Source organism: Rhizobium sp. P1_B8 (assembly GCF_056406515.1).
The window spans coordinates 1-24,743 of sequence record NZ_JBFTZZ010000033.1 but is presented as its reverse complement, the minus strand read 5'-3'; the positions used below and the strand labels follow the sequence as shown (position 1 = coordinate 24,743).

The 24,743-nt window shown below is 61.9% G+C and carries 23 protein-coding genes, 1 tRNA gene and 1 pseudogene; 11 read left to right on the top strand and 14 right to left on the bottom strand.

Features of this window, described 5'->3' with window-relative positions; translation table 11 throughout:
• Positions 1-96: 96 nt before the first annotated feature.
• Positions 97-993 carry a LysR family transcriptional regulator gene (locus AC1D2N_RS29475; RefSeq protein WP_018449401.1) on the top strand — a complete coding sequence of 299 codons (897 nt, stop codon included), beginning with the start codon at positions 97-99 and terminating at the stop codon, positions 991-993.
• A 13-nt stretch (positions 994-1,006) separates the two neighbouring features.
• Here AC1D2N_RS29475 and AC1D2N_RS29470 read toward each other — a convergent pair whose 3' ends face one another.
• Positions 1,007-1,858, bottom strand: a complete 852-nt coding sequence (locus AC1D2N_RS29470; protein WP_130651775.1) for a LysR family transcriptional regulator — start codon at positions 1,856-1,858, stop codon at positions 1,007-1,009.
• 142 nt (positions 1,859-2,000) lie between these two features.
• Here AC1D2N_RS29470 and AC1D2N_RS29465 point away from each other — a divergent pair, with 142 nt between their 5' ends.
• Positions 2,001-2,996 carry a zinc-dependent alcohol dehydrogenase family protein gene (locus AC1D2N_RS29465; RefSeq protein WP_130651774.1) on the top strand — a complete coding sequence of 332 codons (996 nt, stop codon included), beginning with the start codon at positions 2,001-2,003 and terminating at the stop codon, positions 2,994-2,996.
• 19 nt (positions 2,997-3,015) lie between these two features.
• Here the strand turns inward: AC1D2N_RS29465 and AC1D2N_RS29460 are convergent, their stop codons facing one another.
• Entirely contained in the window at positions 3,016-4,173 is a 1,158-nt protein-coding gene (locus AC1D2N_RS29460) for an adenosylhomocysteinase (protein ID WP_130651773.1), read from the bottom strand.
• 155 nt (positions 4,174-4,328) lie between these two features.
• Complete coding sequence (locus AC1D2N_RS29455; protein WP_130728905.1) at positions 4,329-5,240, bottom strand: LysR substrate-binding domain-containing protein; 912 nt, start codon at positions 5,238-5,240, stop codon at positions 4,329-4,331.
• A 234-nt stretch (positions 5,241-5,474) separates the two neighbouring features.
• On the opposite strand from AC1D2N_RS29455, the gene AC1D2N_RS29450 reads away from it, so the two are divergent.
• The 5 genes from AC1D2N_RS29450 (at position 5,475) to AC1D2N_RS29430 (ending at position 10,934) form a co-directional block, all read left to right on the top strand.
• Entirely contained in the window at positions 5,475-5,987 is a 513-nt protein-coding gene (locus tag AC1D2N_RS29450; RefSeq protein ID WP_018449406.1) for an NUDIX hydrolase, read from the top strand.
• Positions 5,988-6,049: 62 nt separating this feature from the next.
• Positions 6,050-7,549, top strand: coding sequence for an inorganic phosphate transporter (locus tag AC1D2N_RS29445; protein WP_130651772.1), 1,500 nt, complete (start codon positions 6,050-6,052; stop codon positions 7,547-7,549).
• A 16-nt stretch (positions 7,550-7,565) separates the two neighbouring features.
• Positions 7,566-8,303, top strand: coding sequence for a 16S rRNA (uracil(1498)-N(3))-methyltransferase (locus AC1D2N_RS29440; protein ID WP_130651771.1), 738 nt, complete (start codon positions 7,566-7,568; stop codon positions 8,301-8,303).
• Positions 8,304-8,450: 147 nt separating this feature from the next.
• A complete protein-coding gene (locus tag AC1D2N_RS29435; protein WP_130651770.1) occupies positions 8,451-9,824 on the top strand; it encodes a glutamate--cysteine ligase in 1,374 nt (457 codons plus the stop codon).
• Positions 9,825-10,067: 243 nt separating this feature from the next.
• On the top strand, positions 10,068-10,934 hold the full coding sequence (locus AC1D2N_RS29430) for a DUF937 domain-containing protein (RefSeq protein ID WP_130651769.1): 867 nt from the start codon (positions 10,068-10,070) through the stop codon (positions 10,932-10,934).
• Between the two features lie 194 nt (positions 10,935-11,128).
• Here the strand turns inward: AC1D2N_RS29430 and AC1D2N_RS29425 are convergent, their stop codons facing one another.
• Positions 11,129-11,428 (bottom strand): YjiS-like domain-containing protein, encoded by a 300-nt coding sequence (locus AC1D2N_RS29425; RefSeq protein WP_018449411.1) that lies wholly within the window; start codon positions 11,426-11,428, stop codon positions 11,129-11,131.
• 215 nt (positions 11,429-11,643) lie between these two features.
• On the opposite strand from AC1D2N_RS29425, the gene AC1D2N_RS29420 reads away from it, so the two are divergent.
• Positions 11,644-12,600, top strand: coding sequence for a LysR substrate-binding domain-containing protein (locus AC1D2N_RS29420; protein ID WP_032995021.1), 957 nt, complete (start codon positions 11,644-11,646; stop codon positions 12,598-12,600).
• A 6-nt stretch (positions 12,601-12,606) separates the two neighbouring features.
• Here AC1D2N_RS29420 and AC1D2N_RS29415 read toward each other — a convergent pair whose 3' ends face one another.
• The 3 genes from AC1D2N_RS29415 to AC1D2N_RS29405 form a co-directional block, all read right to left on the bottom strand.
• Complete coding sequence (locus tag AC1D2N_RS29415; RefSeq protein ID WP_130728904.1) at positions 12,607-13,248, bottom strand: TetR/AcrR family transcriptional regulator; 642 nt, start codon at positions 13,246-13,248, stop codon at positions 12,607-12,609.
• 224 nt (positions 13,249-13,472) lie between these two features.
• Positions 13,473-13,889 (bottom strand): MAPEG family protein, encoded by a 417-nt coding sequence (locus AC1D2N_RS29410; protein WP_130651767.1) that lies wholly within the window; start codon positions 13,887-13,889, stop codon positions 13,473-13,475.
• Between the two features lie 113 nt (positions 13,890-14,002).
• Complete coding sequence (locus tag AC1D2N_RS29405; protein ID WP_130651766.1) at positions 14,003-14,758, bottom strand: SDR family oxidoreductase; 756 nt, start codon at positions 14,756-14,758, stop codon at positions 14,003-14,005.
• Between the two features lie 92 nt (positions 14,759-14,850).
• Here AC1D2N_RS29405 and AC1D2N_RS29400 point away from each other — a divergent pair, with 92 nt between their 5' ends.
• Positions 14,851-15,768, top strand: coding sequence for a LysR family transcriptional regulator (locus tag AC1D2N_RS29400; protein ID WP_018244935.1), 918 nt, complete (start codon positions 14,851-14,853; stop codon positions 15,766-15,768).
• An 8-nt stretch (positions 15,769-15,776) separates the two neighbouring features.
• Here AC1D2N_RS29400 and AC1D2N_RS29395 read toward each other — a convergent pair whose 3' ends face one another.
• From AC1D2N_RS29395 to AC1D2N_RS29385, 3 genes and pseudogenes are all read right to left on the bottom strand, one after another.
• Positions 15,777-16,331 carry a hypothetical protein gene (locus tag AC1D2N_RS29395; RefSeq protein WP_130651765.1) on the bottom strand — a complete coding sequence of 185 codons (555 nt, stop codon included), beginning with the start codon at positions 16,329-16,331 and terminating at the stop codon, positions 15,777-15,779.
• A gap of 2 nt (positions 16,332-16,333) precedes the next feature.
• Positions 16,334-17,818 carry an IMP dehydrogenase gene (gene guaB, locus AC1D2N_RS29390; RefSeq protein ID WP_130651764.1) on the bottom strand — a complete coding sequence of 495 codons (1,485 nt, stop codon included), beginning with the start codon at positions 17,816-17,818 and terminating at the stop codon, positions 16,334-16,336.
• Positions 17,819-18,200: 382 nt separating this feature from the next.
• Positions 18,201-19,182 (bottom strand): annotated as a pseudogene (locus tag AC1D2N_RS29385) (MBL fold metallo-hydrolase).
• A 251-nt stretch (positions 19,183-19,433) separates the two neighbouring features.
• Between AC1D2N_RS29385 and AC1D2N_RS29380 the strand changes: the two are divergent.
• The gene (locus AC1D2N_RS29380) at positions 19,434-20,858 is read left to right on the top strand and encodes a DHA2 family efflux MFS transporter permease subunit (protein ID WP_130651762.1); all 1,425 of its coding nucleotides are present in this window, start codon (positions 19,434-19,436) and stop codon (positions 20,856-20,858) included.
• A gap of 108 nt (positions 20,859-20,966) precedes the next feature.
• Here the strand turns inward: AC1D2N_RS29380 and AC1D2N_RS29375 are convergent, their stop codons facing one another.
• The 3 genes from AC1D2N_RS29375 to AC1D2N_RS29365 all read right to left on the bottom strand — a co-directional run bounded on the left by AC1D2N_RS29375 (position 20,967) and on the right by AC1D2N_RS29365 (position 23,803).
• Positions 20,967-21,350: a VOC family protein gene (locus AC1D2N_RS29375; RefSeq protein WP_130651761.1), complete on the bottom strand. Its 384-nt coding sequence runs from the start codon at positions 21,348-21,350 to the stop codon at positions 20,967-20,969.
• 158 nt (positions 21,351-21,508) lie between these two features.
• Entirely contained in the window at positions 21,509-22,228 is a 720-nt protein-coding gene (locus AC1D2N_RS29370; protein ID WP_018449420.1) for an RlmE family RNA methyltransferase, read from the bottom strand.
• Positions 22,229-22,237: 9 nt separating this feature from the next.
• The gene (locus tag AC1D2N_RS29365) at positions 22,238-23,803 is read right to left on the bottom strand and encodes a Ppx/GppA phosphatase family protein (RefSeq protein WP_130651760.1); all 1,566 of its coding nucleotides are present in this window, start codon (positions 23,801-23,803) and stop codon (positions 22,238-22,240) included.
• Between the two features lie 242 nt (positions 23,804-24,045).
• On the opposite strand from AC1D2N_RS29365, the gene AC1D2N_RS29360 reads away from it, so the two are divergent.
• Positions 24,046-24,119 (top strand) — tRNA-Gln (locus AC1D2N_RS29360).
• A gap of 226 nt (positions 24,120-24,345) precedes the next feature.
• Here the strand turns inward: AC1D2N_RS29360 and AC1D2N_RS29355 are convergent.
• Positions 24,346-24,743, bottom strand: a 398-nt coding sequence (locus AC1D2N_RS29355; protein WP_477982511.1) for a CBS domain-containing protein, incomplete at its 5' end; no start/stop codon positions are given.

Genomic DNA, 24,743 nt, shown 5'->3' with positions numbered 1-24,743 from the left:
AACCTCCCTGCCGCCGATAGACCGGCTTAGCACTTTCCCGAAAGTGGCGCAAATGCTAAGCACTTATGCCAAAAGGGGAAAAAGTCACAAAACCTTATGACCAATCTGGGTGATCTCGAAATCTTTGCCAAGGTCGTTTCAACGGGAAGCATGTCGCTCGCCGGCCGCGCGCTCGGCTTTTCCCCAGCCGTCGTCTCCAAACGAATCAAGCGGCTGGAGGATCGGCTGGGCACCCGGCTTCTGCAGCGCACGACGCGGCAAATTTCGCTGACGGAAGCCGGACAGGGCTTCTACGACCGCGTTCTCGGCATTCTCGCCGGGCTGGAGGAGGCAGAATTCTACATTTCCGGCCGCTCGGCGCAGATGCACGGCACGCTGAAGATCTCGGCCCCGACCTCCTTCGGGCGCATGCATATCGCGCCGCATCTGAAAGATTTCATGGAGGCGCATCCGGAGCTTGCGATCAACCTGGTGCTGACCGACGAATTCAGCGACATCGTCGGCGGCGGCTTCGATCTGGCGATCCGCATCGCCGAACTCACCGATTCGAGCCTCGTCGCCCGCCGTCTGGCGCCGGTACGCCGGCTGCTCTGCGCCTCGCCGAACTACCTTGCAGCGCATGGCGAGCCGAAGCATATCGACGAGCTGAAACACCACCGCTGCCTGCCGGCCCACAATAACGACACCTGGCGGCTGAACGGGCCGGACGGGGCGCTGAGTCTCAGGCCGGAAGGCATGCTGATCACCAATTCCAGCGAGGTGATCCGCGAGGCTGTCATCGCCGGCCTCGGGATCGCGCTGCGCTCCACCTGGGATATCGGCGAAGAGCTCAAGGCAGGCCGGCTGGTGCAGGTGCTGCCGGCCTATGAGGGCTCGCACAATGTCGCGCTGTCGGCCGTCTATCCCAGCCGGCAGTTCCTGCCGGCCAAGGTGCGGCTGTTCATCGACTATCTGGCAGAGCTTTACGGCCCCGTCCCCTATTGGGAGCGCTGATGGCAGCGCCGGTTCAGCGCGCCAATCTCTCGATGACGAGATCCAGCAGGGCGCGCAGTCGCGCCAGGCGCTTCATGTCGCGGTGATAGCCGACCCAGGTGTCGCGGCCGGGTGGCGGTTCACCGAGATCGACCAGTTCGATGGCGGCATGCGAATCGCCGAGCGGCCGCGGCAGGACGGCGAGCCCGGCTCCATTGGCACAGAGCGCCGCCTGCACGTCGCGGCTGTTGCTGCGCATGACGATGTCGGCCCGCGGCAACAGGCGTTGCAGCCAGCCGACATCCGGCATGTCGCCAAAAGCCTCGTCCATGGTGATGAGGCGGGCGCCCGTGCCGTCGCCGGCTTCGGGGTGCTGCGCGCCGCGTCTGATGTAAAGGCCGTATTCGATATGGATGAGCTTGCGCGATATGATCTCCGCTTCCGTGAAAGGTCGGATGCGGAATACGAGGTCGGCTTCGCGTCGCGACAGGTTGAGAAGCCGGCTGTCGGTCAGCAATTCGATCTCTACCTTCGGATGGACTTGTGAGAATTCCGCCAGCACCGGCGAAAGCACATGCGCGCCGAACCAGTCGGATGAGGATAGCCTGAGAAATCCATCGAGCTGACGGCTGCCGCCGGCAAGGACGCGCTCCATGGCGAGCGCCTCCTCCTCGATGCGTTCAGCGCCGGCGAACACCGCTGTGCCTTCGTCGGTCAGCACGAAGCCATCGGCCGTGCGCTGAAAAAGCGTCTGGCCGAGAGAGGCTTCAAGGACACGCAGCCGCCTGCCCATCGTCGGCTGCGTCAGCCCGAGGCTGCGGGCTGCTGCCCCCAGCGTGCCGAACCGGGCGATGGCCAGAAACAGCTTGAGGTCGCTCCATTCCATCGCTCGCATCCGTCAAACAAAAATGCATGGGCTTCAGTCGTTATCTTTCATTTTCATTCGCGTTTCAATGAACCATCTTACTTCCGGAACAACTTGTTGCGGGCGCCCTACGGACGCCACGATGCGAACGAAGGAGACCGCCATGTCTGTACAATCAATGATGAAAGCGCTGCTGGCCGAAATGCCGAATTCGCCATTGCGCATCGCCGATATTGCAAAGCCGGTGCCCGGCGAAGGCCAGGTTCTGGTGCGCATTAAGGCAAGCGGCGTCAATCCGCTCGATCTCAAGATCCGGGCCGGCAATGCGGCTCATGCCCGCCATCCGCTTCCCGCCATTGTCGGCATCGATATGGCCGGTGTTGTCGAAGAGATCGGAACTGGCGTCAGCGGTTTCCGCCGCGGCGACGCGGTCTACGGCATGACCGGCGGGGTCGGCGGCATTCAGGGATCGCTTGCCGAATTTGCAGCCGTCGACGCCGCGCTGCTGGCACCAAAGCCGCAGAATCTGTCGATGCGCGAGGCAGCCGCCCTGCCGCTGATCTCAATTACCGCCTGGGAGGGACTTGTCGACCGCGCCGGGGTCAAGGCCGGCCAGAGGGTTCTCGTGATTGGCGGCGGCGGTGTCGGCCATATCGTCGCGCAGATCGCCAAGGCTGCCGGAGCCGAGGTCTATGTGGTCGACGGCGCTTCGAAAGCGGATTATCTCGCCGGCCTTGGCGCAACACCGATCGATCGTGGCGCGGAAACGGTGGATGGTTACGTCGCAAGACACACCGGCGGCAAGGGTTTCGATCTGGTCTACGATACGGTCGGCGGCCAGGGGCTCGATACGGCATTCCGAGCCGTCAGCCAGTTCGGCCATGTCGTGAGCTGCCTTGGCTGGGGAAGCCATGCGCTGGCGCCGCTGTCCTTCAAGGCCGCCACTTATTCCGGCGTCTTCACGCTGCTGCCGCTTCTGACCGCCGAAGGACGCGCCCATCATGGTGAGATCATGCGGGAGATGACGAAGCTCGTCGAAGCCGGCAAGGTGATGCCGAAGCTCGACCCGCGCCGCTTCACCCTTGCCGATACAGATGAGGCGCATCGGCTGATCGAAGACCGGCAGGCAGACGGGAAGCTCGTCGTCGAGATCGACTGACCTTAATCCGTCGGCGGAATTAGCGCGCCAAATCGAGATAGGCGTTCGCCACCAGGGCATCGATATCAGCGGGCACAGGCACGAGGCAAGATTGGGGACCGGCTTCGCCCTTGGCGATACGTTCCAGACAGCGGGCCTGAAGGGTGAAGCCGAGATCCATCGACTCGACGGTATTGCCGAGCGGCCGCGGGCCGGCGAGATTGGCCATGTGGCCGCCACCCAGCACATGGAAGGAGCGGCCGTCGCTCAGATGGAAGGTCTCGATATGGTCGGCCTCGTAGCGGTCGATGCCGGTGACATCGGGATGGCGGCGGAAGGCTTCGACATCGATCTCATGCGGGAAATGGCCGCCATTCATCAGGATCGCGCCGTCCTTGACGAGCGGCAGGTCGGCTGCCGTCACGATACCGGCAAAACCTGTGACGGTGACGATGATATCGGCCGAGCGGATCGCCGCGTCGCGCAGCGGCGTGACGAAACCATCGAGATGGGCTTCGAGCGTCGTCACCGGATCGATATCGACGACACCGACGGTGGAAAAGCCATTGCGGAAACAGGTGGCCGTGCCCTTGCCGCAGGCACCGTAGCCGAACACCGTCACGCGTTTGCCGTTGGTGGAGCGATTGGTGAAGCGCAGATAACTTTCGAACAGACTCTGGCCGACGGCATGCCTGTTTTCGGCGAACTGCTTGATCGGGCTGTCGTTGATGACGAGGATCGGCATGTTCAGCCGCGCGCGCAGCGGCAGCAGGCGCGTACGGCCCGAGGTGGTCTCCTCGGTGCCGCCGCGGAGATTGGCGTAGGGTTTTTCCGCCGCGATGGCGAAGAGATCACCGCCATTGTCGAGGAGCAGATCCGGCTTTTCGGCAATGACCGCTTCGAGGTTCTGATGGTGAGCGGCCGGATCCGTCGTCTGCGTCGCGAAAACCGTGATGCCCTGCGAGCGCAGGAACTCGACTGTCGAAGGCTGGGTGCTGTTGAGATTGCCCGTGCAGACAAGACGCGCGCCGCCGGCGCGAAGCGTCGTCAGCAGCGCCACCGTCTTCGGCTCCAGATGAATGCCGGTGCCGATCGACAGGCCCTCGAAAGGACGCGTCCGCTCGAATTCGGCGGCCGTCGCCTTGAGCAGCCGGCAGCTGTTGCCGATCCAGTCGATGCGGGTTGCGCTCTTTTCCATCATCTCTCTTCCCAATTCCGTGTTCGTGCGGTTTCTGGGGTTTGCGCATTTCCGGACGCAAAACCGCTGCACACTTTTGCTGGAATTGCTTTAGCGGAGCGACGAGGCGGCCGATATGGAAGTAATTCTGGCGAAGGGGCAGAAAATCTGCTCTTTCAGGCCGGTGTCCCGCAACGAAGCAGCCAACCGGACAGGGCCGCGAAGGCTGGCCGTTTCGCATCCGGCATGCGGCAGCAGAAGCTGTAACCCGATGGCCTGGAAATGAAGCCGTAGGGCGCGACCAGATGCCCGCGCTTGAGATCGTCCTCGATCGAGGCACGCGGGGCAAGTGCGATGCCCAGCCCGGAGCGGGCGGCAGCCAGGGCCAGCAGCAGATCCTCGAATTCTTGGGCGCGGGAAAAGACGACCGGCGGCGTGCCGCTTTCGGCAAACCATTCGTCCCAGAGCATCGGAACGCTGCGGCTGGCGAGCATCGTCAGCGCGCCCATCGCCACCGGGTCGCGCGATAGTGTCGCGGCAAGCGAAGGCGTGGCGACCGGGCCGAACTCGTCCTCCATGAATCGCAGGGCGGTGATGCCCGCGGCAGGACGATATTCGCCGCCCATGATCACAGCGTCCAATTCTGGGTGCATCTGCAACGGTTCGACGATGGTCATCGGCACGATGTCGACCGCCGTGTCGCCGAGACTTGCCTGCATCGCTGCGACACGCGGCATCAGCCACCAGACTGCGAAGGCGGAGGGCACGCCGAGACGGATGCGGTTCGCCGCAGTCCCGTCGAGCTCAAAAGCAGCACGCTGCAGGATGTCGAAAGCCGCACCCGAAGCTTCGGCAAAAGCCCGGGCCTGCAGGGTCGGGACGAGCCTGCGGCCGTCACGTATGAAGAGCTTGCGGCCGAAGTGATTCTCCAGCGTGGCGATCTGCTGGCGTACGGCGCCGCGCACCACATTCAGCTCTTCGGCAGCCTTCAGAATGCTGCCATGACGGCAGACGGCCTCGAAGGCGCGGATGGCATTGAGCGATGGAAGACGCATGAGGACGACATTCACCAGATCATAGTGGATCACTAAATCTCGCCATTGAACGAAAGGCAAGATCACGCCATATTGTACAGCTGTGCAATGTGACGCATTCGAGACAGGGTGTGACGGATTTTCCGAACCTGTCCCACCTCGATTTCCCCTATGAACGGCGATCAAATCGCGTTTCGAGTCGTGCTGCGCCTTTTTGAATTGCGTAAGCTTTCCGTGATATACGTATATGAGTGATTCCTAACGACGACTGTGAAGGTGACCCGACCATTGACTCTTTTCGCCCGACTGGCTTCCGATGTGCAACTGATGTTCCGGCGCCCGCCGCGACAGCAATATGGTGCACTCTGCTACCGGGTAAGGAAGAAGAGCGGCGAGGTCGAGGTGCTGTTGATGACGAGCCGCGACACCGGCCGCTGGGTCATTCCCAAAGGCTGGCCGATGACGCGCAAATGCGCCCATGAGGTCGCGATGCAGGAGGCCTTCGAGGAAGCCGGCGTCCGCGGCGTAGTCGAAACGGAAACGCTTGGCGCCTACAGCTATTCGAAGGTGCTCCGCGACGGGGTGCAGGTGATCTGCAAGGTGCAGGTCTATGCGCTCGAAGTCACCGACATGGCAAAGAACTTCAAGGAAAAAGGCGAGCGCCGCATTGAATGGGTCTCGTTCGACGAGGCGGCCGGGCGTGTGCGTGAACCGGAGCTCCGGCACCTCTTGCTCGCCTTCAAGCGGACGATGACCGACCGGCTTTCGGCCGGAGCGGCAAAGCAAATTCCGGCGGAATGAATCCTGCCATCTTGCACTGCTAAGAAAGCAGCGTAGAAGCAGAGTCATCCTCAGGAAAAAGAATGCCGCCACGTCCCGCAGTCCTCACGAAACGTACGCTCGACAAGGACCTCGACAAGATCACCCATGCCGAGGACGTGGCGAAGCATGTTTTGCGACGGCTGGTGGCGCCTGGCCTCGGATTAATTTTCGTCGGTCTCGCCATGCTCTTTGCCGGCGTCTATGTGTTCGACCGGCCGGGAGCGATGCTCGTCGTGGCAGCGGCGGCCCTTGCCGGCTACATGGCGATGAACATCGGCGCCAATGATGTGACCAATAATGTCGGTGCTGCCGTCGGCGCGCGCGCCATGACGATGGGCCAGGCACTGGTCATCGCTGCGATTTTTGAAGTTCTTGGCGCCACGGTCGCCGGCGGCGAGGTCGTCAAGACGATTTCCGCAAACATCGTCGACGCCGTCCAGGTGCCGCCGGTGCTGCTTGGCTGGATCATGATGGCGGCGCTGATGGCGGCGGCCCTCTGGATCAATCTCGCAACCTGGATGAACGCGCCGGTTTCCACCACCCATGCGATCGTCGGCGCGGTGATCGGGGCCGGCATCTCAGCGGTCGGGCCGGAGCCGGTGAACTGGCGGGTGATGCTGGAGATCACCTCGAGCTGGATCACCTCCCCGCTGATTGGCGGGCTGATTGCAGCCGGGCTGCTTTATCTCGTCAAGACCCTCATTATCTATCGCGATGACAAGGTCGCGGCGGCCCAACGCTGGGTGCCGGTGCTGGTCGCGGTGATGGCCGGCGGCTTCATGGCCTATATGGTGCTGCAGCTGTCGCCCACGGGCAGGTTCCCGCCGCTGACCGTCCTCCTCATCGGGATCGGCATCGGGCTGGTAAGCTGGCTTGCCGCCCGACCACTCGTTCTCGCCCAAGCGCGGGCTCTCGAAAACCGCAATAGCTCGTTGCGGACGCTGTTTCGGCTGCCGCTCATCGGCTCTGCGGCGCTGCTGTCCTTCGCGCATGGCGCAAACGACGTTTCGAACGCGGTCGGGCCGCTGTCGGCGATCGTCCATTCGGTCGGCATTGGCGGCGGCGGTGGCATCGGGCATCCGCCGCTCTGGGTGATGCTGATCGGCGCCTTTGGCATCTCCGTCGGTCTGCTGCTCTTCGGGCCGCGCCTCATCCGCCTGGTCGGCGAGGAGATCACCAAGCTCAATCCGATGCGGGCCTATTGTGTCGCGCTGTCGACCGCCTTTACCGTCATCGTCGCCTCCTGGCTCGGCCTGCCGGTCAGCACCACACATATCGCCGTCGGCTCGGTCTTCGGTGTCGGATTCTTTCGTGAATGGTACACGCGCCATTCGAAGCGCCGCATTGCCTATATCAGGCGCAAGGCCGAGAGCTTTGATATCGACGAGCCGGAGGAGCCTAATATCCACGAGACGCGACGGCGCTATCTCGTGCGCCGCTCGCATTTCATGACGATCGTCGCCGCCTGGATCGTTACAGTGCCGCTTTCGGCAGCGCTTGCGGCAATGATTTATTGGGTTATGTTCGCGCTCTTCGTCTGAGGTCTCGAGTTTTCGAATGCGCGCCAATTTCCGTATACAACGGCTTTTCGTCGAGGCGCCGCTTTCCAGCGGTGCCATCGTGGAGGCAAATGCCGATCAGTTCAACTATCTCGCCAATGTGCTGAGGATGGAGGAAGGTGGGGCGATCCTGCTCTTCAACGGCCGCGACGGCGAGTGGAAGGCTAGCCTCTCCTTCCCCACGCGCAAACGCATTCAGCTGACGGCCACCGAAGAGACGCGGCCGCAGCCGCAGCCCTGCGACCTGCATTATCTCTTTGCGCCGCTCAAGGTCGGCCGCATGGATTACCTCGTGCAGAAGGCGGTCGAAATGGGGGCGGGCCTGCTGCAGCCGGTGATGACCCAACACGTCCAGGGCAAGATCACCAATCTCGACAAGCTGCGCGCCAATGCCGTCGAAGCGGCGGAGCAGTGCGGAATTCTCGGCATTCCCGATGTCGCCGAGCCGGTCAGGCTTCTCGACCTGCTCGACCGCTGGCCAAGCGAGCGCCGCATCATCTATTGCGACGAGGGCGATGCCGGGCAAAACCCGCTGCCGGTGCTGTCAGCGATCAGGGAAAGACATCTCGCTCTGCTCGTCGGGCCGGAAGGCGGCTTTTCGGAAGAGGAACGGGCGCGGCTTCGAAGCCTCGATTTCGTCACCGCCATTCCGCTCGGACCGCGCATCCTTCGGGCCGATACGGCAGCCGTTGCGGCCTTGGCGGTGGTCCAGGCGGCGATCGGCGACTGGAACTAAGGTCGAAAACGGGTTGACATGGAAATCGCTGTTATTTTTTTGATGCGTCGTTGAAACAATTTCACTTGCAACATGGGTGGCTTGGGTCCTAATCACCCTTCCAACTGCCCGGCCCCCTGGGCGCCTTTTTGAATACAGGTATCCCGCATGGCCCGCGACACTACCGACCAGACACCGCTCTCTTCGGTCCAGGATTTGACCGACTATATCGCCGCGGGCAACAAGCCGCGGGAGCGCTTCCGGATCGGCACCGAACACGAGAAATTCGCCTTCTTCCGCGCCGACAACAGCCCGGTTCCCTATTTCGGCGATGCCAGCATTTCGGCCCTTTTGAGCGGCCTGCAGAAAAAAAGTGGCTGGGAGCCGATCACCGACGGCGGCAACATCATCGGCCTTGCTGAGCAGCACGGTATGGGCGCGATTTCGATCGAGCCCGGCGGCCAGTTCGAACTCTCCGGCGCACCGCTGGAGACGATCCACGAGACCTGCAAGGAATCGAACCAGCATCTGGCGACGCTGCGTGAAATCGCCGAGCCGATGGGTATCCGCTTCCTCGGCATCGGCGGCAGTCCGAAATGGACCTATGCGGAAACCCCGCAGATGCCGAAATCACGCTACGAGATCATGACCCGCTATATGCCGAAGGTCGGCACCCAGGGTCTCGACATGATGTACCGCACCTGCACGATCCAGGTGAACCTCGACTTCTCCTCGGAAGCCGACATGCGCCAGAAAATGCGCGTCTCGATGAAGCTACAGTCGCTGGCGACCGCTCTGTTTGCATCCTCGCCCTTCACCGAGGGCAAGCCGAACGGGCTGCTCTCCTGGCGCGGCGATATCTGGCGCGACGTCGACAACCGGCGCGCAGGCCTGCTCGACTTCACCTTCCGCGACGACTTCGGCTTCCGCGACTATGCCGAATGGGCGCTCGACGCGCCGATGTATTTCATCGTCCGCGACGGCCACTATCACGACTGTACCCATGTCACCTTCCGCCAGTTCATGAACGGCGCATTGAAGGGCGAGGTCGCCGATCCGGCGCCGACGATGGGTGACTGGACGAACCATCTTTCGACACTTTTCCCCGACGTGCGGCTGAAGCGCTTCCTCGAAATGCGCGGCGCCGACGGCGGCCCGTGGCGACGCATCTGTGCGCTGCCGGCCTTCTGGGTCGGCCTGCTCTACGACGAAGCGGCACTCGAGGCCGCCGACGAGCTGACGAAGGATTGGAGCTTTGCTGAGATCGGCGCCCTGCGCAATGCCGTTCCTGCCGAAGGGCTGAAGGCGCAATTTCGCGGACATCCGCTCTTCGACATGGCGCGCGAGGTGGTCGGCATATCAAGGGTTGGTCTCAAGGCGCGCGGCAAGCTCAACCGGGAAGGCCAGGACGAGAGCATCTTCCTGGCGCCGCTCGACGAGGTGCTCGCCAAGAAGGCGACGCTCGCCGAGGATCTGCTTTCGCTCTATCACGGCCGCTGGCACGGTTCCGTGGAGCCGGTCTTCGAGGACTATCAGTACTGAGTCCGACCCAAAGCGGTTCCGGTTTTACCGGAATCGCTCTGACAGCCCCCTATTTTCGACTGGCTCCGAGCGGCGGAAATGAGGGCCGGCAACGTGGTGCTCCGCCGACCGGCGGCTGGAGCCTTGGTCGCATGCTCTCGATAAATTCCTCCCTAAGTTCTTATGGCAAAAAGCAGTTTGCGCATTGCCATTTCCGGTTATAGTGGCGTTACAACGCGTCACGACCCGGGGAAAGGAACTTCCATGCTGCCACTCTTCGACATGATGATGCAGGCGCAGAACGGCGCGGCGATGGAGGCGATCGCCCGGCAGTTCAACCTCGCGCAGGAACAGGCGACGAAGGCGATGGCGGCGCTGATGCCGGCCTTTTCCGCCGGGCTGAAACGCAGCACCAGCAATCCCTATGATTTCGTCGGGCTGATGCAGGCGGTCTCCTCCGGCAATTACGCGCGATATTTCGAGGATATGAGCCGGGCTTTCACGCCGGAGGGTATTTCCGACGGCAACAACATCCTTGCCCAACTCTTCGGCTCGAAGGAGGTTTCGCGCGCAGTCGCCGCCCAGGCGGCACAGATAACCGGGATCGGCCAAGATATCTACAAACGGATGCTGCCGGTGCTGGCCGATACGCTGATGGGCGGGCTCTTCAAGCAGACGACCGGCCAGATGGCCTCGCCGGTCAACCCCTTCGTCAACACCGCGATGAACGAGACCATCCAGAAATGGCTGGAAAGCACCGGCTTTGCGCCGAAGCCGAAGACGGCCCCAGAGCCCAGCATCTTCGACAATCCCTTCACGCAGGCGATGCAGCTGATGTTTTCGGTGCCGAAGCCGGAAGCGACATCTCAGCCGAACCCCTTCCTCGACAATCCCTTCGCCAAGGCCTTCCAGGAGATGATGGGCGGGCTTGGCCAGCAGCCGGCGGCCCAGACTAAGACCAAGGCACCGGAGGCGCCGAAGGAAGAGGCGAAGATCAATACCGACAACTATACCGAAATGCTGAACGCCATGTTCGACAGCGGGCTGGAGGTGCAGAAGAACTATCAGAGGAACCTGGAAGCGATCTTCGAAACCTATCGGCCGAAGTCCTCCTCTGAGACGAGCGAATAACCCCCAAAGTCGGAATCGATTTTCGGAAGGAATTCGCGCAAATCCAAAATATTGCAGCGTCCTTTGCGCGTCTGGAAAGATGCACAAAGGACGCTGCAGGGCATAAAAAAACCCGGAGATGGCTTGGGAAAGCCGATCACCGGGTCAAGCGGCAGGGCTAATTGGCTATCACCCTGCGGGGAAACTCGACGCTCCTACTCTTCGTGGGAGCGGAAGAGCGACAGGCGCCAGCGATTGCGCGCCGAGCGCGTCAGATGTTCCGACGGGTCCTCGAAGAAGGTCGACGCCAAGAACGCAGAGGTCAGGTCGGCCCTGCTAAGGCCGATATCCCTCAGCTGAGTGTCGTTCAGATCGTGTAGACCGTTGATCTCCATGCGATTGCGGAACACGCGAAAGAGGGAGGTCAACGGTGTGAAGCCTGCTGCCAGACGCTGGGAAAACGTCGGGGTGAGCTTGCCGCAGTCGAGTTCTATTGTTCTGTCTGTCATCCGCATGGGACTCTCCTTTCTTTCGATTTTCTTTTAGGCGCGCAACAACCCACCCTTCCCGCGAGGTCGCACGGGAAGGAGCAAGGCTGAATTGGGCTCGGACAGGCAGGGTGTCTGTCCTTCACTTTGCTTGATTTGCATCCCGAAGATGCCAAAGACCTATTGATCAGTCCAACGAATGTTTCTAATGATTATCATCAGCTATCTTTATGGGTGACAACATGTCCGCGCCTCTTGATCTCGACCAATTGCAGACTTTCATCGCCATCGTCGATTCCGGCAGCTTCACCAAGGCCGCCGACCGGGTCTACAAGACCCAATCGGCCGTCTCCATGCAGATGCGCCGTCTCGAGGAACGCATCGGCAAGCAGCTGTTCATCAAGGACGGGCGCGGCAACCGGCTGACGGTCGAGGGCGAAAAGCTGCTCAACTATGCCCGGCGCATCATCCGCCTCAACAACGAGGCGATCGCGGCCTTCGACGACAACAGGCTGGAGGGGATGCTGCGGATCGGCACGCCGGACGACTATGCCGACCGCTACATGCCCGAAATCATCGGCCGCTTCGCCAAGACGCATCCGAATGTCGAGCTCTATATCGTCTGCGAGCCCTCGGTGGATCTTGCCGAACGCATGCATAAGGGCGAGCTCGACATTGCGCTCGTCACCCACAATCCGCGCGAACGCATGTCCGATGTGGTGCGAACCGAACCGCTCTGCTGGGTGGGCTCGGCCAACCATCCGATCCGCGACGACGCGCCGGTGCCGCTTGCCGTCGGCCGGCGCGACTGCCAGTGGCGCCAGCTCGCCTGCTCGGCGCTCGATGCTGTGGGACGCGAGCACCAGATCCTATTCACCAGCTGGTCCTGCACCGTCGTTGCCGCCGCCGTGCTTGCCGGCATGGCGGTTTCGGTGATGCCGGAATCGGCGCTGCGAACGGGCATGAAGGTGCTGAGCCAGGCGGACGGCTTCCCGGCGCTGCCGCCGGTGCAGATCGGCATCATGAAGCGACCTGGCGTTTCGCTCTCACTGATGAACGCGATCACGGCGCATATCACCGCCTGCCTCGACAACATCACGCCCACTGTCGTCGACGACACGCTCGAAGCGGATGTCAAATCCGCTCAGGCGCGCCTTTATCCGCGGCTGAAGGCGGCCAATATGGTCCCAAGCTGGTAAGAACTCTCAGGCGGCGCGCGACACGGTCGTGGTGAAAAGGGAGGCGCGGATGACGCGCTTCCACTCATCGAGCATACGCCGCGCTAGGGCCTCCTCGCTCACGGCGGCAAGCCGGATGACGGCGCCGATCAGGTGGCTGAACAGGTAAGTACGCGCGTACATTTCATCGTCACAAAGGTCGGGAGCCAGCCGACGCACGGCGTCATGGAAGATGCCGGCGACGCGACCACTATGCTCGATATTCAGCTGCAAGAGATCCTGGTCGGTCTCTGTTCCCATCCAGACGCCGAGATAGACGGGATCGTTGTGGTAGGAATCGTAATACCAGTCGATGGTGGCGCAGACGACATCCAGCGCCTGATCAAGTGACTGTACGCCGGTGAACATCGCCGCCATCTTCGCCTGGATCGCCGAGGCGTGCTGGTCGAACAGGGCTTTGACGATCGCCGCCTTCTCCGGGAAATACTGGTAGACCGAACCGATCGGCACCTTGGCGGCGGCGGCGAGCTCGGTCATCCGCATGGCACTGACGCCCTTTTCGGCGATGATCTTGGCGGCGGCGGTGAGAATGAGGTCCAGCCTCTGGATGCTGCGCTCCTGCTTCGGCTTCCTTCGCAGGCCTATCCGATCCATGCTTTCCGCGCCCATGTCGTTCCCATTCTTTTTGTTCGCGGCGGAAGGCATGTGCCAAATCACCGCGTCGGGTCGATATGACATGCAGGTCTTCATCCGCCGTAAATGGAAACGTTCGCATTTTAACGGCCGGGAAAAGCGTGTGTAATCGCGATTTTAGGCTGCGGTTTTATCGGCTCACAACCCGATTCAAGCGATCTGGTCCGCATGATGGTTGATGGGCCAACTCGCCTGCCGCTTCACCCCATCGCCATCCAAATGGCGAGCCAGACCCACATGGCGGCCAGAGCCAAATAACCGGCGGCGAAGATCGGGCTGCGATAACGCAAGTCGTTGCTGGTGACATGGATGGCGGCGTGGGCGTAGCGCAGGGCGACGAAGGCCCAGGCGAGGCCGAGGGCGACGAGATTGTCGGCCTCGGTGACATAGAGAAGAATGCAGCAGGCGTAGAACAGCACAGGCAGTTCGAACTGGTTGGCGAGGCAGTTCTTCACAACAAGGCTTTCGGCCGGCTCGTCACGATTTTCGCGATAATCCGATTTCGCGATGGTGCCGGCGCGGACCATTTTTGCGCGCCGAAGCCCAAGAAGCGCATAAAGACCATAGACCAGGGCCACATGGGCGAGGAGTGGCCAGAAGATTTGATAACCGGTCATGTGTGGCCGTTTCCTTTCCGCTTCCGATTTCGACGCGAGCATTAGTCGAAAGACGATCGGGATACCAGCATCGGCGGCCCGCCATCAGAAAATTGGCGGGCCGCCGGATTTCATCACACCTGCGCGGCGCCGCCGTCGGCGAAGAGTTCGGTACCGGTGACGAAGCTCGAATCGTCGGAAGCGAGAAAGAGTGCGGCGGCGGCGATCTCTTCGGCGCGGCCGACCCGCCCCATTGGCACCTGCGTTGCGAGATAATCGAGCAGGCTCTGCTGTTGCTCCTCATCCTTGCCAGCGAGTTCGACGAGACCGGTTGTCTTTGTAGGACCGGGGCTCAGCGTATTGATACGAATGCCGCGATCCTTGAGATCGAGGATCCAGTTGCGAGCGAAGCTTCGTAGCGCGGCCTTCGAGGCGGCGTAGACGCTGAAGGCCGGAGTACCGGTCGAGCCCGCCGTCGATCCCGTCAAGATAACCGATGAGCCCTGACCGAGCAGCGGCAGCGCCTTTTGCACGGTGAAAAGAACACCTTTCACATTTCTGTCGAACGTGTCGTCATACTGCTCTTCGGTAATTTCGCCGAGTGGCAGCATCGAACCACCGCCGGCATTGACGAACAACACATCTATCCGGCCGGCTTCGGCTTTCACGCGTTCATAGAGCCGGTCAAGGTCCGCCAGCTTTGCCGAGTCCGCCTGGATGCCAACAACCTTACCCCCTATCTCCGCAACGGCCGCGTCGAGCACGTCCCTGCGCCGGCCGGTCACGAAAAGCTGGGCGCCTTCGGCGGCGAAACGCTTGGCAGTCGCAAGACCGATGCCCGACGTTGCGCCAGTAATCACTGCAATCTTTCCACTCAACCTCTGTGTCATTGTCGTCTCCTGTTGTTCGACCAAGGCTGAGATATGGACGCGACGAACGTTTCGAAATAGAAAGAAATGAAAGCTATTATTACAGGAATGAAATGACGAAATTTCCGGATTTCGAAGGCCTCGCAATGTTCGCCAAGGTCGCCGAAGAGCGTTCTTTCGCCCGCGCCGCTAGGACGCTCGGTGTGTCGGTGCCTACCGTTTCGCGGGCTGTCAGCCGGCTGGAGGAGAGACTTGGCGCACGGCTCTTCAACCGCACCTCGCGGCAACTGGCGCTGACCGATTTCGGCTTGCGATTGGTCGACAGTGCCTCGCGGCTCTATGCGGAGGCAGAGGCTGCGGAAAATGCAGCGCGCGAGCTGTCCAGCCAACCGCGGGGGCTCATCCGGCTTGCCGTGCCGATGGCCTTCGGCACACGCTGGCTGGCGCCGATCCTGCCCGACTTTTTCGACCTCTATCCCGATATTTCTATCGACCTGCATATGAGCGACGCCACCGTCGACCTAGTGGGAGACGGTTTCGATGCTGCCCTGAGAATTGCCGTTCTGCCGGATTCCTCATTGGTCGCCCGGAGGCTGACAGCGGTCGCTCCGTTCATTCTCGCTGCACCTGCGTACCTCGATAGATACGGCACGCCGCGACATCCGCGCGAGCTTAAGGCTGACCATTGCCTAGGGTACGCCTATCGGCCGCGCCAGGACGTCTGGCGCTTTCGCAATAAGGCAGGCGAAGAGGAAGTTGTCGTGCCGGCCGGTCCGTTGCGCTCCACCAATTCGCAAGCCTTGATTCCGATGGCGCTGCACGGCCTTGGAATTGTAGAGTTGCCGGAATTCATGGCGCATGAATATCTCGCCGATGGCAGGTTGAAAGCGATCCTCGCCGACTGGACGCTGCCGAGCGGAGCACTCTATTTCGTCACGCCCTCTGCCCGGGCTCGGCCTGCGAAGGTGGAGGTGCTCTCGGATTTCATGGTGGCGCGGCTTTCAAATCCGACGTGGCGGTGGACAGGCTGATAGCACCCTTAGTCTTGGCGCGGTGAGAGCCAGCTGGCGATGGCGAGCCGGGCGATGAGGATGAAGCAGATAGCAAGGCTTGCGAATTTCAGCCGCGTCATCCACGGCAGCAGCTGTGTTGCAAGGCCTGAGGGCGTACCATCGCCGAAGGCGATCAGGCTCGAGATGTTCTCGCCGTAATCGGCGATGCCGTAGATGAACGGCAGCAGGTAGACCGCCTTGCCGACGAGCGGATGCGCCGATCGGCCGAACCATGCGCCGCCGGAACCGAGCTTGAGGAAGGCGAGGAACAGCAGCGCTGTCAGCAATGCCGGAAAGATCAGCTCCGGCCCGAAATACATGGCGCGCAACAACCGGGTCGCCGTCTCGTTCTCATCGAGCAGCTTCTGCATGTGGAAGACCGCCGACTCGTCGTAACCGGCGAAATAAGTATCGAGCACCGCCTGGCCGGTTTCGTGCTTGAACGGAACGACGAAGCCGAAGGTCGTCCAGGCGAGGACGGCAAGACAGAGGGCTGCGAGCAGCGCGACGATCCAGAGAGGAATCCGGCTGCCCGCCTTCATGATCAGAGGCCGGCGCCCGGATAGTTCGGGCTCTCGCGGGTGATCGTCACGTCATGGGCGTGGCTTTCGCGAAGACCCGCACCGGAGATGCGCACGAAAGTGGCGCGGTCCTGGAAATCCTTGAGGTCCTTGCCGCCCACATATCCCATGGCCGCTTTCAGGCCGCCGGCGAGCTGGTGGATAACACCCGAAACCGGCCCCTTGTACGGCACCTGACCTTCGATGCCCTCAGGCACAAGCTTCAGCGTGTCTCGCACCTCGGCCTGGAAGTAACGGTCAGCCGAGCCGCGGGCCATGGCGCCGACGGAGCCCATGCCACGATAGGCCTTGAAGGAGCGTCCCTGGTAGAGATAGACCTCGCCCGGGCTCTCATCGGTACCGGCAAGCAGCGAGCCGATCATGACGGCGGAAGCGCCGGCGGCAATCGCCTTGGCAAGATCGCCGGAGAACTTGATGCCGCCATCGGCGATGACGGGCACGTCCTGATCATTCGCGGCCTGCACTGCCGACATGATGGCGGCGAGCTGCGGCACACCGACGCCGGCGACGATGCGCGTCGTGCAGATCGAACCCGGACCGATACCGACCTTGACGGCATCGGCGCCGGCATCGATCAGCGCCCTGGTGCCGTCATAGGTGGCGACGTTGCCTGCCATGATCCGCACCGAGTTGGAAAGCTTTTTGACGCGGCTGACGGCATCGAGGACGCGCTGTGAATGGCCATGGGCGGTATCGACGACCAGAAGGTCGACGCCGGCCTCGATCAGCCGCTCGGCGCGCTCGAAGCCATCATCGCCGACGCTGATGGCGGCGGCAGCGCGAAGCCTGCCCTGCGCATCCTTGGAAGCGTTCGGGTTCAGCTGCGACTTCTCGATATCCTTGACGGTGATGAGGCCGACGCAACGGCCTTCGGTATCGACCACCAGCAGCTTCTCGATGCGATGCGAATGCAGCAGGCGCTTGGCCTCCTGTTGATCGACGTTTTCCTTGACGGTGACCAGTTTGTCCTTGGTCATCAGCTCATGGATCTTCTGTTCCTGATCGGTAGCGAAGCGGACGTCGCGGTTGGTCAGGATCCCGACGAGGCGGCCGGACTTCTCCACGACAGGGATGCCGGAAATGCTGTAGGATTTCATGAGCCCGAGCGCATCGGCAAGCGTCGCATCGGGGCCGATCGTCACCGGGTTGACGACCATGCCGCTTTCGAATTTCTTCACTTGCCGGACCTGCTCGGCCTGCTCGATCGGCGTCAGGTTGCGATGAATGACGCCAAGGCCGCCGGCCTGGGCCATGGCGATCGCCAGGCGGCTCTCGGTGACGGTATCCATGGCTGATGAGATGATCGGGATGTTGAGTTCGAAATCCCGGGCGATGCGGGTGGAGATATTCGTCTGGCCCGGCATGACCTCGGAATGTCCCGGTTGCAGCAGCACGTCGTCGAAGGTAAGCGCGTCTGCGCCGGTTGCCGTTTCAATGATGCGTGCCATGGCCAAATTCCTTCATTTAATAAAAATGCGACCCTGTCCGGAAACGAATCGTCCGCCCCGGCGGTCTGCATGGGTTGCTTGGAAGTTGGCGAGGGCTGGTAACACGTCTATGACAGGAAGGAAATAGCAAAAAGCCCGGCATGTCCGCCGGGCTCGTCATGGGTGCCATGCGCCAAGAGCATTGCAGGAAAAGCGCCAGCGCATCGGCCCGAAAATCGGAATGGATTTTCGGAAAGCTCGATGCGAGGATTGAAAGTGTTACAGCGTCCTTTGCGCGTCTGAAAAGACGCGCGGCGCTGTAAGCGCTCTTCCGTTCGGAATTGCATAAAAACAAGAAGTTAGAGCGGTCCAGCGCTTCCGTGAAAGGCTGAACCGGTACGGATCAGATGTTGAACTGATAGGTCTTCGGCACGAAGCGATAACCGCCATCCTGCCTTTCGACGAAGCCGACCGCCGGGAACGGCATGTGATAGCCAAGGAAGGCGATCTTCTCGCTCGCAATCATCTCGAAGACCTTGCGGCGGGTGGCCGCCGCCTGCGTCTTGTCCATGTCGAAGCGCACCTCCCAATCCGGCCGCAGCAGCGACAGGATATAGTGATTGGCGGTATCGCCGGTGAGCACAAGGCGCTTGCCCTCGGATTCGACGTGGAACACCATATGCCCCGGTGAGTGGCCGGCCGCCAGCATCGCCGTTATGCCGGGCGCGAAACTGTCCCCTTCCTTAATGAAAGTGGTCTTTTCGGCGAGCGGCACCACATTGGCAAGCACCGCCTTGTGGCCACCCTCGGCCGGCGTGCCCTCACGTGCCTTGTCCGACCAGAAATCATATTCGGCCCGGCCGACGACATAGCGGGCATTCTTGAAGGCCGCCGCGCCGTCTTCCATCAGGCCGCCAATATGATCCCCGTGCAGATGGGTCAGCGCCACGAGCGTGACGTCGTCGGCCGAATATCCCGCCGCCTTCAGGCCTTCGGTCAGTTGACCGGCCCCACGTGCCCGGCCGCTGGCGCCGAAGCCGGTATCGACGAGGATGACATCCGAACCGGTATCGATAAGGGCCGGCGTATAGCCATTCATGAACTTGTCGGCCGGCAGGAAGTTTGCGGTCAGCAACGCCTTGACGGTTTCGGGGTCCTGATTGGTGCCGAAGGTTTCATAGGGCTTTTCGACAATGCTGGTGCCATCGCGGACGACGGTGAACTTATAGGAACCGAGCTTGAATTGATTGACCTCGGGCAAAGGCGTTCCATCCATATGATTGCTGTCTCCAGTTGCGGCCGCTTCGGCCCTCTCCCGGCGCCGCCAGCAGGCCAAGGCCTGCGGCAAAAAGGGTGCGCCGCTTTATTCCCGACGAAATTGTCATATGTCCATCCTTCATGAGGTGCAGCTGTGTGACCGCGCGGCCCCCAGTGTCGATTCCGACCGGATTTCTTGCCCCGGCCAAGTAAACATATGTCAATCTTGACACACGACGTTGATGCGCAAGCCGTCTCACGCAGACGTGAAGCAAACGTGTCGTCGACCGGGATTTGGGGATTGGCATAACCCACAGCTGGGACTAAACAGCACGGGCCTTTCCAGCTTCAATCCGCTGCCCCATCAAGGCTCCCGCCTATGAATCGCATCGTCCCGCTGATCCTTGCCGTCGCCCTTTTCATGGAACAGATGGACTCGACCGTCATTGCGACGGCGCTGCCGGCGATCGCTAGTGATTTGCATGTCGGGCCGATCACGCTGAAGCTCGCGCTGACCTCCTACATGGTGGCGCTGGCAGTGTTCATCCCCGTCAGCGGCTGGATGGCCGACAGGTTCGGCGCCAAGAAGATCTTCCGGCTTGCCATCTCCGTCTTCGTCATCGGCTCGATCTTCTGCGCAATCTCGTCCAACCTCGTGGAATTCGTGTTTGCCCGCTTCCTGCAGGGCATGGGCGGCGCGATGATGACCCCGGTCGGCCGTCTCGTGCTGGTGCGCACCACGAAGCGCAGCGATCTGGTCTCGGCCATGGCGCTGCTTACCATCCCCGCACTTGTCGGCCCGCTCACCGGACCGCCGCTCGGCGGCTTCATCACCACCTATTTCAGCTGGCACTGGATCTTCCTGATCAACGTGCCGGTCGGCATCATCGGCATCTGGCTTGCGACGATCTTCCTGCCGGAGGTGGAAGCGACGGCGCCGCCGCGGCTCGATTTCACCGGTTTCGTGCTGACCTCGCTATCGGCTGCGGGCGTCGTCTTCGGCCTGTCGGTAGTCAGTCTGCCGGCCCTGCCCCCGATCATCGGCGTCACCGCCACCTTGATCGGCCTCAGCTGCGGCCTCCTCTACGTGCGCCATGCCAAGCGTCACCCGGCGCCGATCCTCAACCTCAACCTGTTCAAGAACCCAACGTTCCGCGCCTCGACCTTGGGCGGCACGCTGTTTCGCATTTGCGTTGGCGCCATGCCCTTCCTGACGCCGTTGATGCTGCAGCTCGGCTTCGGGCTGACGCCGTTCCAATCCGGTCTCATCACCTTTGCCGGCGCGATCGGGGCGATCACCACCAAGTTCATGGCGAAGCGGGTCTTTGCCGCCGCCGGCTTCCGCACCACGCTTCTCGGCGCCGCCGGGGTAACGACCCTGGTGACTGTCATCACCGGCCTGTTCACGCCGTCGACGCCGCATCTCGTCATCATCGGCGTGCTGCTGCTCGGCGGCTTTTCCCGCTCCTTCATGTTCACCGGCGTCAATGCGCTTGCCTTCGCCGATATCGATGATGCCGAAGCCAGCCAGGCGACATCGATGAGCTCGGTGATGCAGCAGGTCAGCCTGGCGCTCGGTGTTGCGGTCGCCGCCGCGATCCTGGAGAGCTCGATCTACATCAGCGGCGAAGCGCTACAGGTGGCCGATTTCCACCTTGCCTTCTACATCATCGCCGGACTGACGGTCATTGCGACCATTCCCTTCATCCGGATGGACCGCAATGCCGGCGCACTCGTTTCCGGCCACCGCTTGAAAACGATGACGGCAGCAACTGTTGAAGCCGAACAGCACGCGGTGAAATAGAGCATGTCGCGGAAAAGCGCGCAGCGGTTTTGCGGTAACGACATGCGTGGAAACAAAGACTGAAGCGCGAGGAGCGAATCTGAAAGATTGCGACGGTTTAGGTCACCGTTACTGCGGGTTTTCGCAGACGGCAGAAAGCTTGTTGCCGTCGAGGTCACGGACATAGGCGGCATAGAAATGGGCATGGTAGGAGCGCAGGCCGGGTTCACCCTCATCCACGGCGCCTGCCGCGATCGCCGCCGCATGGAAGGCGTCGACATCGGCCCGTGTTTCGGCCGCAAGTGCCACCATGGCGCCATTGCCCGAGGTCGCCCGGCGGCGATTGAAGGGCGTCACCACCCAGAAGCGGCAGCGCGTATCGCCCTCGGCGGCATAGCCGATTTCCTCTTCGGAAGAACGCTGTCGGCGATAACCGAGCACAGGCAGCACGGCATCATAAAAATGCCCTGCACGATAAAGGTCGTTGGTTCCGAGCGTGACGTAAAGAAGCATGGGATCAGCGGTTCAAATCCTGACAGCGCCGCGCGCCCTTTCAGATATGCAAAGGACGCGGCAACGCTTTCCATTGCTGCATATCTCATCCTTAAATCGACAGCGTTTTAAGGAGCTATGCAGTCGATCGCCATCATCCGTCAGGACCGGCACGAAGATCAAGCTTCTTCAGCGTCGCCTTCGGCCTTGCGCCCCTTGAACCCCTTGGCCAGCAGGAACATCTCGACCGATTCGGCGCGCGACGAGTTCGGCTTGACATGGACGACCTGGCGGAAGTTCTGCTTTAGCATGGCGAGCAGCTCACGCTCGGTGCCACCCTGGAAGGTCTTGGTGAGAAAATGTCCGCCTTCCTGGAGCACTTCGACGGCGAAATGTGCCGCGACTTCGCAGAGATGCATGGTGCGCAGATGGTCGGTGCGGTGGTGGCCAGTGGTTGGCGCCGCCATGTCTGAGATGACAAGATCGGGCGTGCCGCCGACGGCCTCCAGCAGCTTTTCCGGCGCACTGGGATCGAGGAAATCGAGCTGCAGGATCTTGACCCCCGGCAGCTGGGTCATCTCAAGGAAATCGATCGCGGCCACACGAATATCATCATCCGTCGAGCCGGTGACCTTGGCTGCGATCTGCGACCAGCTGCCCGGCGCAGCGCCGAGATCGATGATGCGCTTGGCGCCGCGCAGGATATGATGTTTCTCGTCGATCTCCAGCAGCTTGAAGGCAGCACGGGCGCGATAGCCTTCGAGCTGGGCGCGCTGCACATAGGGATCGTTGAGGTGGCGCTCCAGCCATTGGCGGGAGGAGGCCTTCATCTTCTTGTTTTTGACGCGCTGGCCGAGCTTGCGGCCGGTGCGGTTTCCCGCGATCGGTGCCTTGGTCATGCCTTCTTCCTATCTCGCGCGCTGGCCGCGGCGGTTACGGTTGCGCCGCCACACGCCGTCATCGGCCATCATGTCTGTGAGCAGGCCTTCCCTCAAGCCACGATCGGCAACACGCATGCGCGGGCTTGGCCAGCGGCGGCGGATCGCCTCGAGAATGGCGCAGCCGGCCAGCACCAGATCGGCCCGATCCGGCCCGATGCAGGGATTGGCGGCGCGGCTTGCGAAATCCCAGGAGAGAAGCTTTGCCTGCATGGCGGAGACCTCATCATCCGACAGCCAGATGCCGTCGACCTTGCGCCGGTCATAACGCGGCAGGTCGAGATGGACGCCGGCAAGCGTCGTCACCGTGCCAGACGTGCCGATCAGGTGGAAGTCGCCGGTCTGGGCGACCTCGATCTCCGGGCAATCGAAGTGTCCGAGCATGCCTTCGACTTCGCGCACCATGCCTTCGAAAGCCTCCGGCGTGACGTCGTGCCCGCCATGGCGCTCCGACAGCGTGACGACGCCGACCGGCAGCGAGGTCCAGTGGGTGATGTGATTGGCGAGGCGGCTGAAGCGATTGTCGCCGATACGGATGACGGCAATCTCCGACGAACCGCCGCCGATATCGAACAGCACGACGGAGCGCGTCTCGCGACCGACCAACGAGGAGCAGCCGGAGACGGCAAGCCGCGCTTCGGTTTCGCGATCGATGATTTCGAGCGTGAGGCCGGTTTCGGCAACGACGCGGCTGAGGAATTCCTCACCATTGACGGCCTGGCGGCAGGCTTCGGTGGCGATCAGCCGCATGCGGCGGATCTCCCGGTTCCTGAGCTTGGAGGCGCAGATCCTCAAGGCCTCGATCGCCCGCTCCATCGCCTCGTCGGACAGACGGCCGCTGGCCGCAAGGCCTTCGCCGAGGCGCACGATGCGGGAAAAAGCATCGACAACGCGAAATTGTCCCGGACGGGTCGGCTGGGCAATGAGGAGACGGCAATTGTTGGTGCCGAGATCGAGAGCGGCATAGAGCTCCTCCGGCCAAGCATGCTCGCCGGCCTGGCGATCCCCCTGGTGACCGGGATTGATATGGCTTTCCTGGCGGCCCCTGCGGTTGGCGCTCGCACCATTCACTGTTTCACGCAGCTCGGCACCGAGCGCCGTCTCTTCCGCGCGGCGTTCCTGTTGCGAGACACCTGATGGTTTTGCCGATGTCAGAGGCCGGCCCTGAAGACCGCGCTTGCCGCGATGCTTGCGGCGGTTGCGACGGCTGGGCGCCGAATCGCCATCGGACCGGGCGGCATGTTCTGCCGCTCCGGCCTGTTCCATCACATGAGGTTGAAGTGAACCATCCTGCGCAGCACCATGGCCGCCACGACGGCGGCGCTTGCGCTTGCGGGCCGGATTACCGGCTGCATCTTCCATCGGGCGCGCTGGCTGTCCGGCACCGCCGGAAGGCTCATGCGAAGCGGGATGAGCCGCGTTGCGGGATTGCCCGCCACGTTTGCCCTTGCGGCGCCTGGACTTCTTGCCGTCCTTGCGCCCTGCCGCCGACGCCCCGTCAAATTGCGGCTTTGCGCCGCCTTCGGGGTCTTCCACGTTGTTTTTCCACCGCGCCGCGCAAGTCTTGAGATATGCAGCAGGCGCTCATTCGATTTTTGCGTTGCGGCAAGAATATCAGCGCCCGCCGAAATCGCCAAATTCTTTTTTGGACGGGGGTTTGCGGGTGGTTTCACCTTTCCGCAGCAGCACCGAATTTTTTCAAAACGGCTATTTGCAATCCGCCCGCTTTTGGTTATAAGCGCCGCACAGCAGCCAAGCCATGCTTCGGCGGCAACTGCTGGGGAATAGTTCAATGGTAGAACGACGGACTCTGACTCCGTTAATCTTGGTTCGAGTCCAGGTTCCCCAGCCAAAAATTTTTCTCAGTCAACGCGGCGACCGGAAATAGGGCAGCAAACTTGCCCATGTGATGTTGCGGGTGCTTGCAATGCAGTTCCCTGCAATTCCGCACGTTCGATAGCAAGATCGCGCCTCCCACGGATTATGGCCAGAAGCGCCTTCTATAGCGCGACCAACTGCGATTCTGCTGGCAACGGCCGCGACCTCAGAGTCGAGCCCGTCTGAACAAACGAACCTGATCAGGCGACGCCGATCCGCAGCAGGTCGTGGAAATGCACCAGCCCGACCGGCCGGCGGTCATCATCGATGACGATCAGCGCGCCGATGTGATGCTGGTTGAGCAGTGCCAGGGCCGCGGTCGCCAGCACCGTCGGCTTCACCGTCTTCGGCGTCCGCGTCATGATGTCGTCGACATCAAGCTCGGCCAGATTGCGTGTGAGATTGCGCGCCATGTCGCCCTCGGTGACGATGCCGCAGAGCCGCCCATCTTCATCCAGCACCCCGACGCAGCCGAAATGCTTGCGCGACAGCACGGTGATCGCCTCCGGCATCGGTGTGCCTTTGGCAACGAGCGGCAGCCGCTCGCCGGTATGCATGACATCGGCGACATGCATCAGGCTCGCACCCAGCTTGCCCC

Excerpts from the sequence above, each read along its gene's own strand:
- AC1D2N_RS29395 (WP_130651765.1), bottom strand. The coding sequence starts at position 16,331 with ATGAAGGCGGGCAGCCGGATTCCTCTCTGGATCGTCGCGCTGCTCGCA.
- AC1D2N_RS29425 (WP_018449411.1), bottom strand. The coding sequence starts at position 11,428 with ATGCGGATGACAGACAGAACAATAGAACTCGACTGCGGCAAGCTCACC.
- AC1D2N_RS29445 (WP_130651772.1), top strand. The coding sequence starts at position 6,050 with ATGCCGCCACGTCCCGCAGTCCTCACGAAACGTACGCTCGACAAGGAC.
- AC1D2N_RS29380 (WP_130651762.1), top strand. The coding sequence starts at position 19,434 with ATGAATCGCATCGTCCCGCTGATCCTTGCCGTCGCCCTTTTCATGGAA.
- AC1D2N_RS29475 (WP_018449401.1), top strand. The coding sequence starts at position 97 with ATGACCAATCTGGGTGATCTCGAAATCTTTGCCAAGGTCGTTTCAACG.
- AC1D2N_RS29470 (WP_130651775.1), bottom strand. The coding sequence starts at position 1,858 with ATGGAATGGAGCGACCTCAAGCTGTTTCTGGCCATCGCCCGGTTCGGC.
- AC1D2N_RS29465 (WP_130651774.1), top strand. The coding sequence starts at position 2,001 with ATGTCTGTACAATCAATGATGAAAGCGCTGCTGGCCGAAATGCCGAAT.
- AC1D2N_RS29435 (WP_130651770.1), top strand. The coding sequence starts at position 8,451 with ATGGCCCGCGACACTACCGACCAGACACCGCTCTCTTCGGTCCAGGAT.
- AC1D2N_RS29400 (WP_018244935.1), top strand. The coding sequence starts at position 14,851 with ATGACGAAATTTCCGGATTTCGAAGGCCTCGCAATGTTCGCCAAGGTC.
- AC1D2N_RS29410 (WP_130651767.1), bottom strand. The coding sequence starts at position 13,889 with ATGACCGGTTATCAAATCTTCTGGCCACTCCTCGCCCATGTGGCCCTG.
- guaB (WP_130651764.1), bottom strand. The coding sequence starts at position 17,818 with ATGGCACGCATCATTGAAACGGCAACCGGCGCAGACGCGCTTACCTTC.
- AC1D2N_RS29430 (WP_130651769.1), top strand. The coding sequence starts at position 10,068 with ATGCTGCCACTCTTCGACATGATGATGCAGGCGCAGAACGGCGCGGCG.
- AC1D2N_RS29415 (WP_130728904.1), bottom strand. The coding sequence starts at position 13,248 with ATGGGCGCGGAAAGCATGGATCGGATAGGCCTGCGAAGGAAGCCGAAG.
- AC1D2N_RS29460 (WP_130651773.1), bottom strand. The coding sequence starts at position 4,173 with ATGGAAAAGAGCGCAACCCGCATCGACTGGATCGGCAACAGCTGCCGG.
- AC1D2N_RS29420 (WP_032995021.1), top strand. The coding sequence starts at position 11,644 with ATGTCCGCGCCTCTTGATCTCGACCAATTGCAGACTTTCATCGCCATC.
- AC1D2N_RS29440 (WP_130651771.1), top strand. The coding sequence starts at position 7,566 with ATGCGCGCCAATTTCCGTATACAACGGCTTTTCGTCGAGGCGCCGCTT.
- AC1D2N_RS29370 (WP_018449420.1), bottom strand. The coding sequence starts at position 22,228 with ATGACCAAGGCACCGATCGCGGGAAACCGCACCGGCCGCAAGCTCGGC.
- AC1D2N_RS29405 (WP_130651766.1), bottom strand. The coding sequence starts at position 14,758 with ATGACACAGAGGTTGAGTGGAAAGATTGCAGTGATTACTGGCGCAACG.
- AC1D2N_RS29375 (WP_130651761.1), bottom strand. The coding sequence starts at position 21,350 with ATGCTTCTTTACGTCACGCTCGGAACCAACGACCTTTATCGTGCAGGG.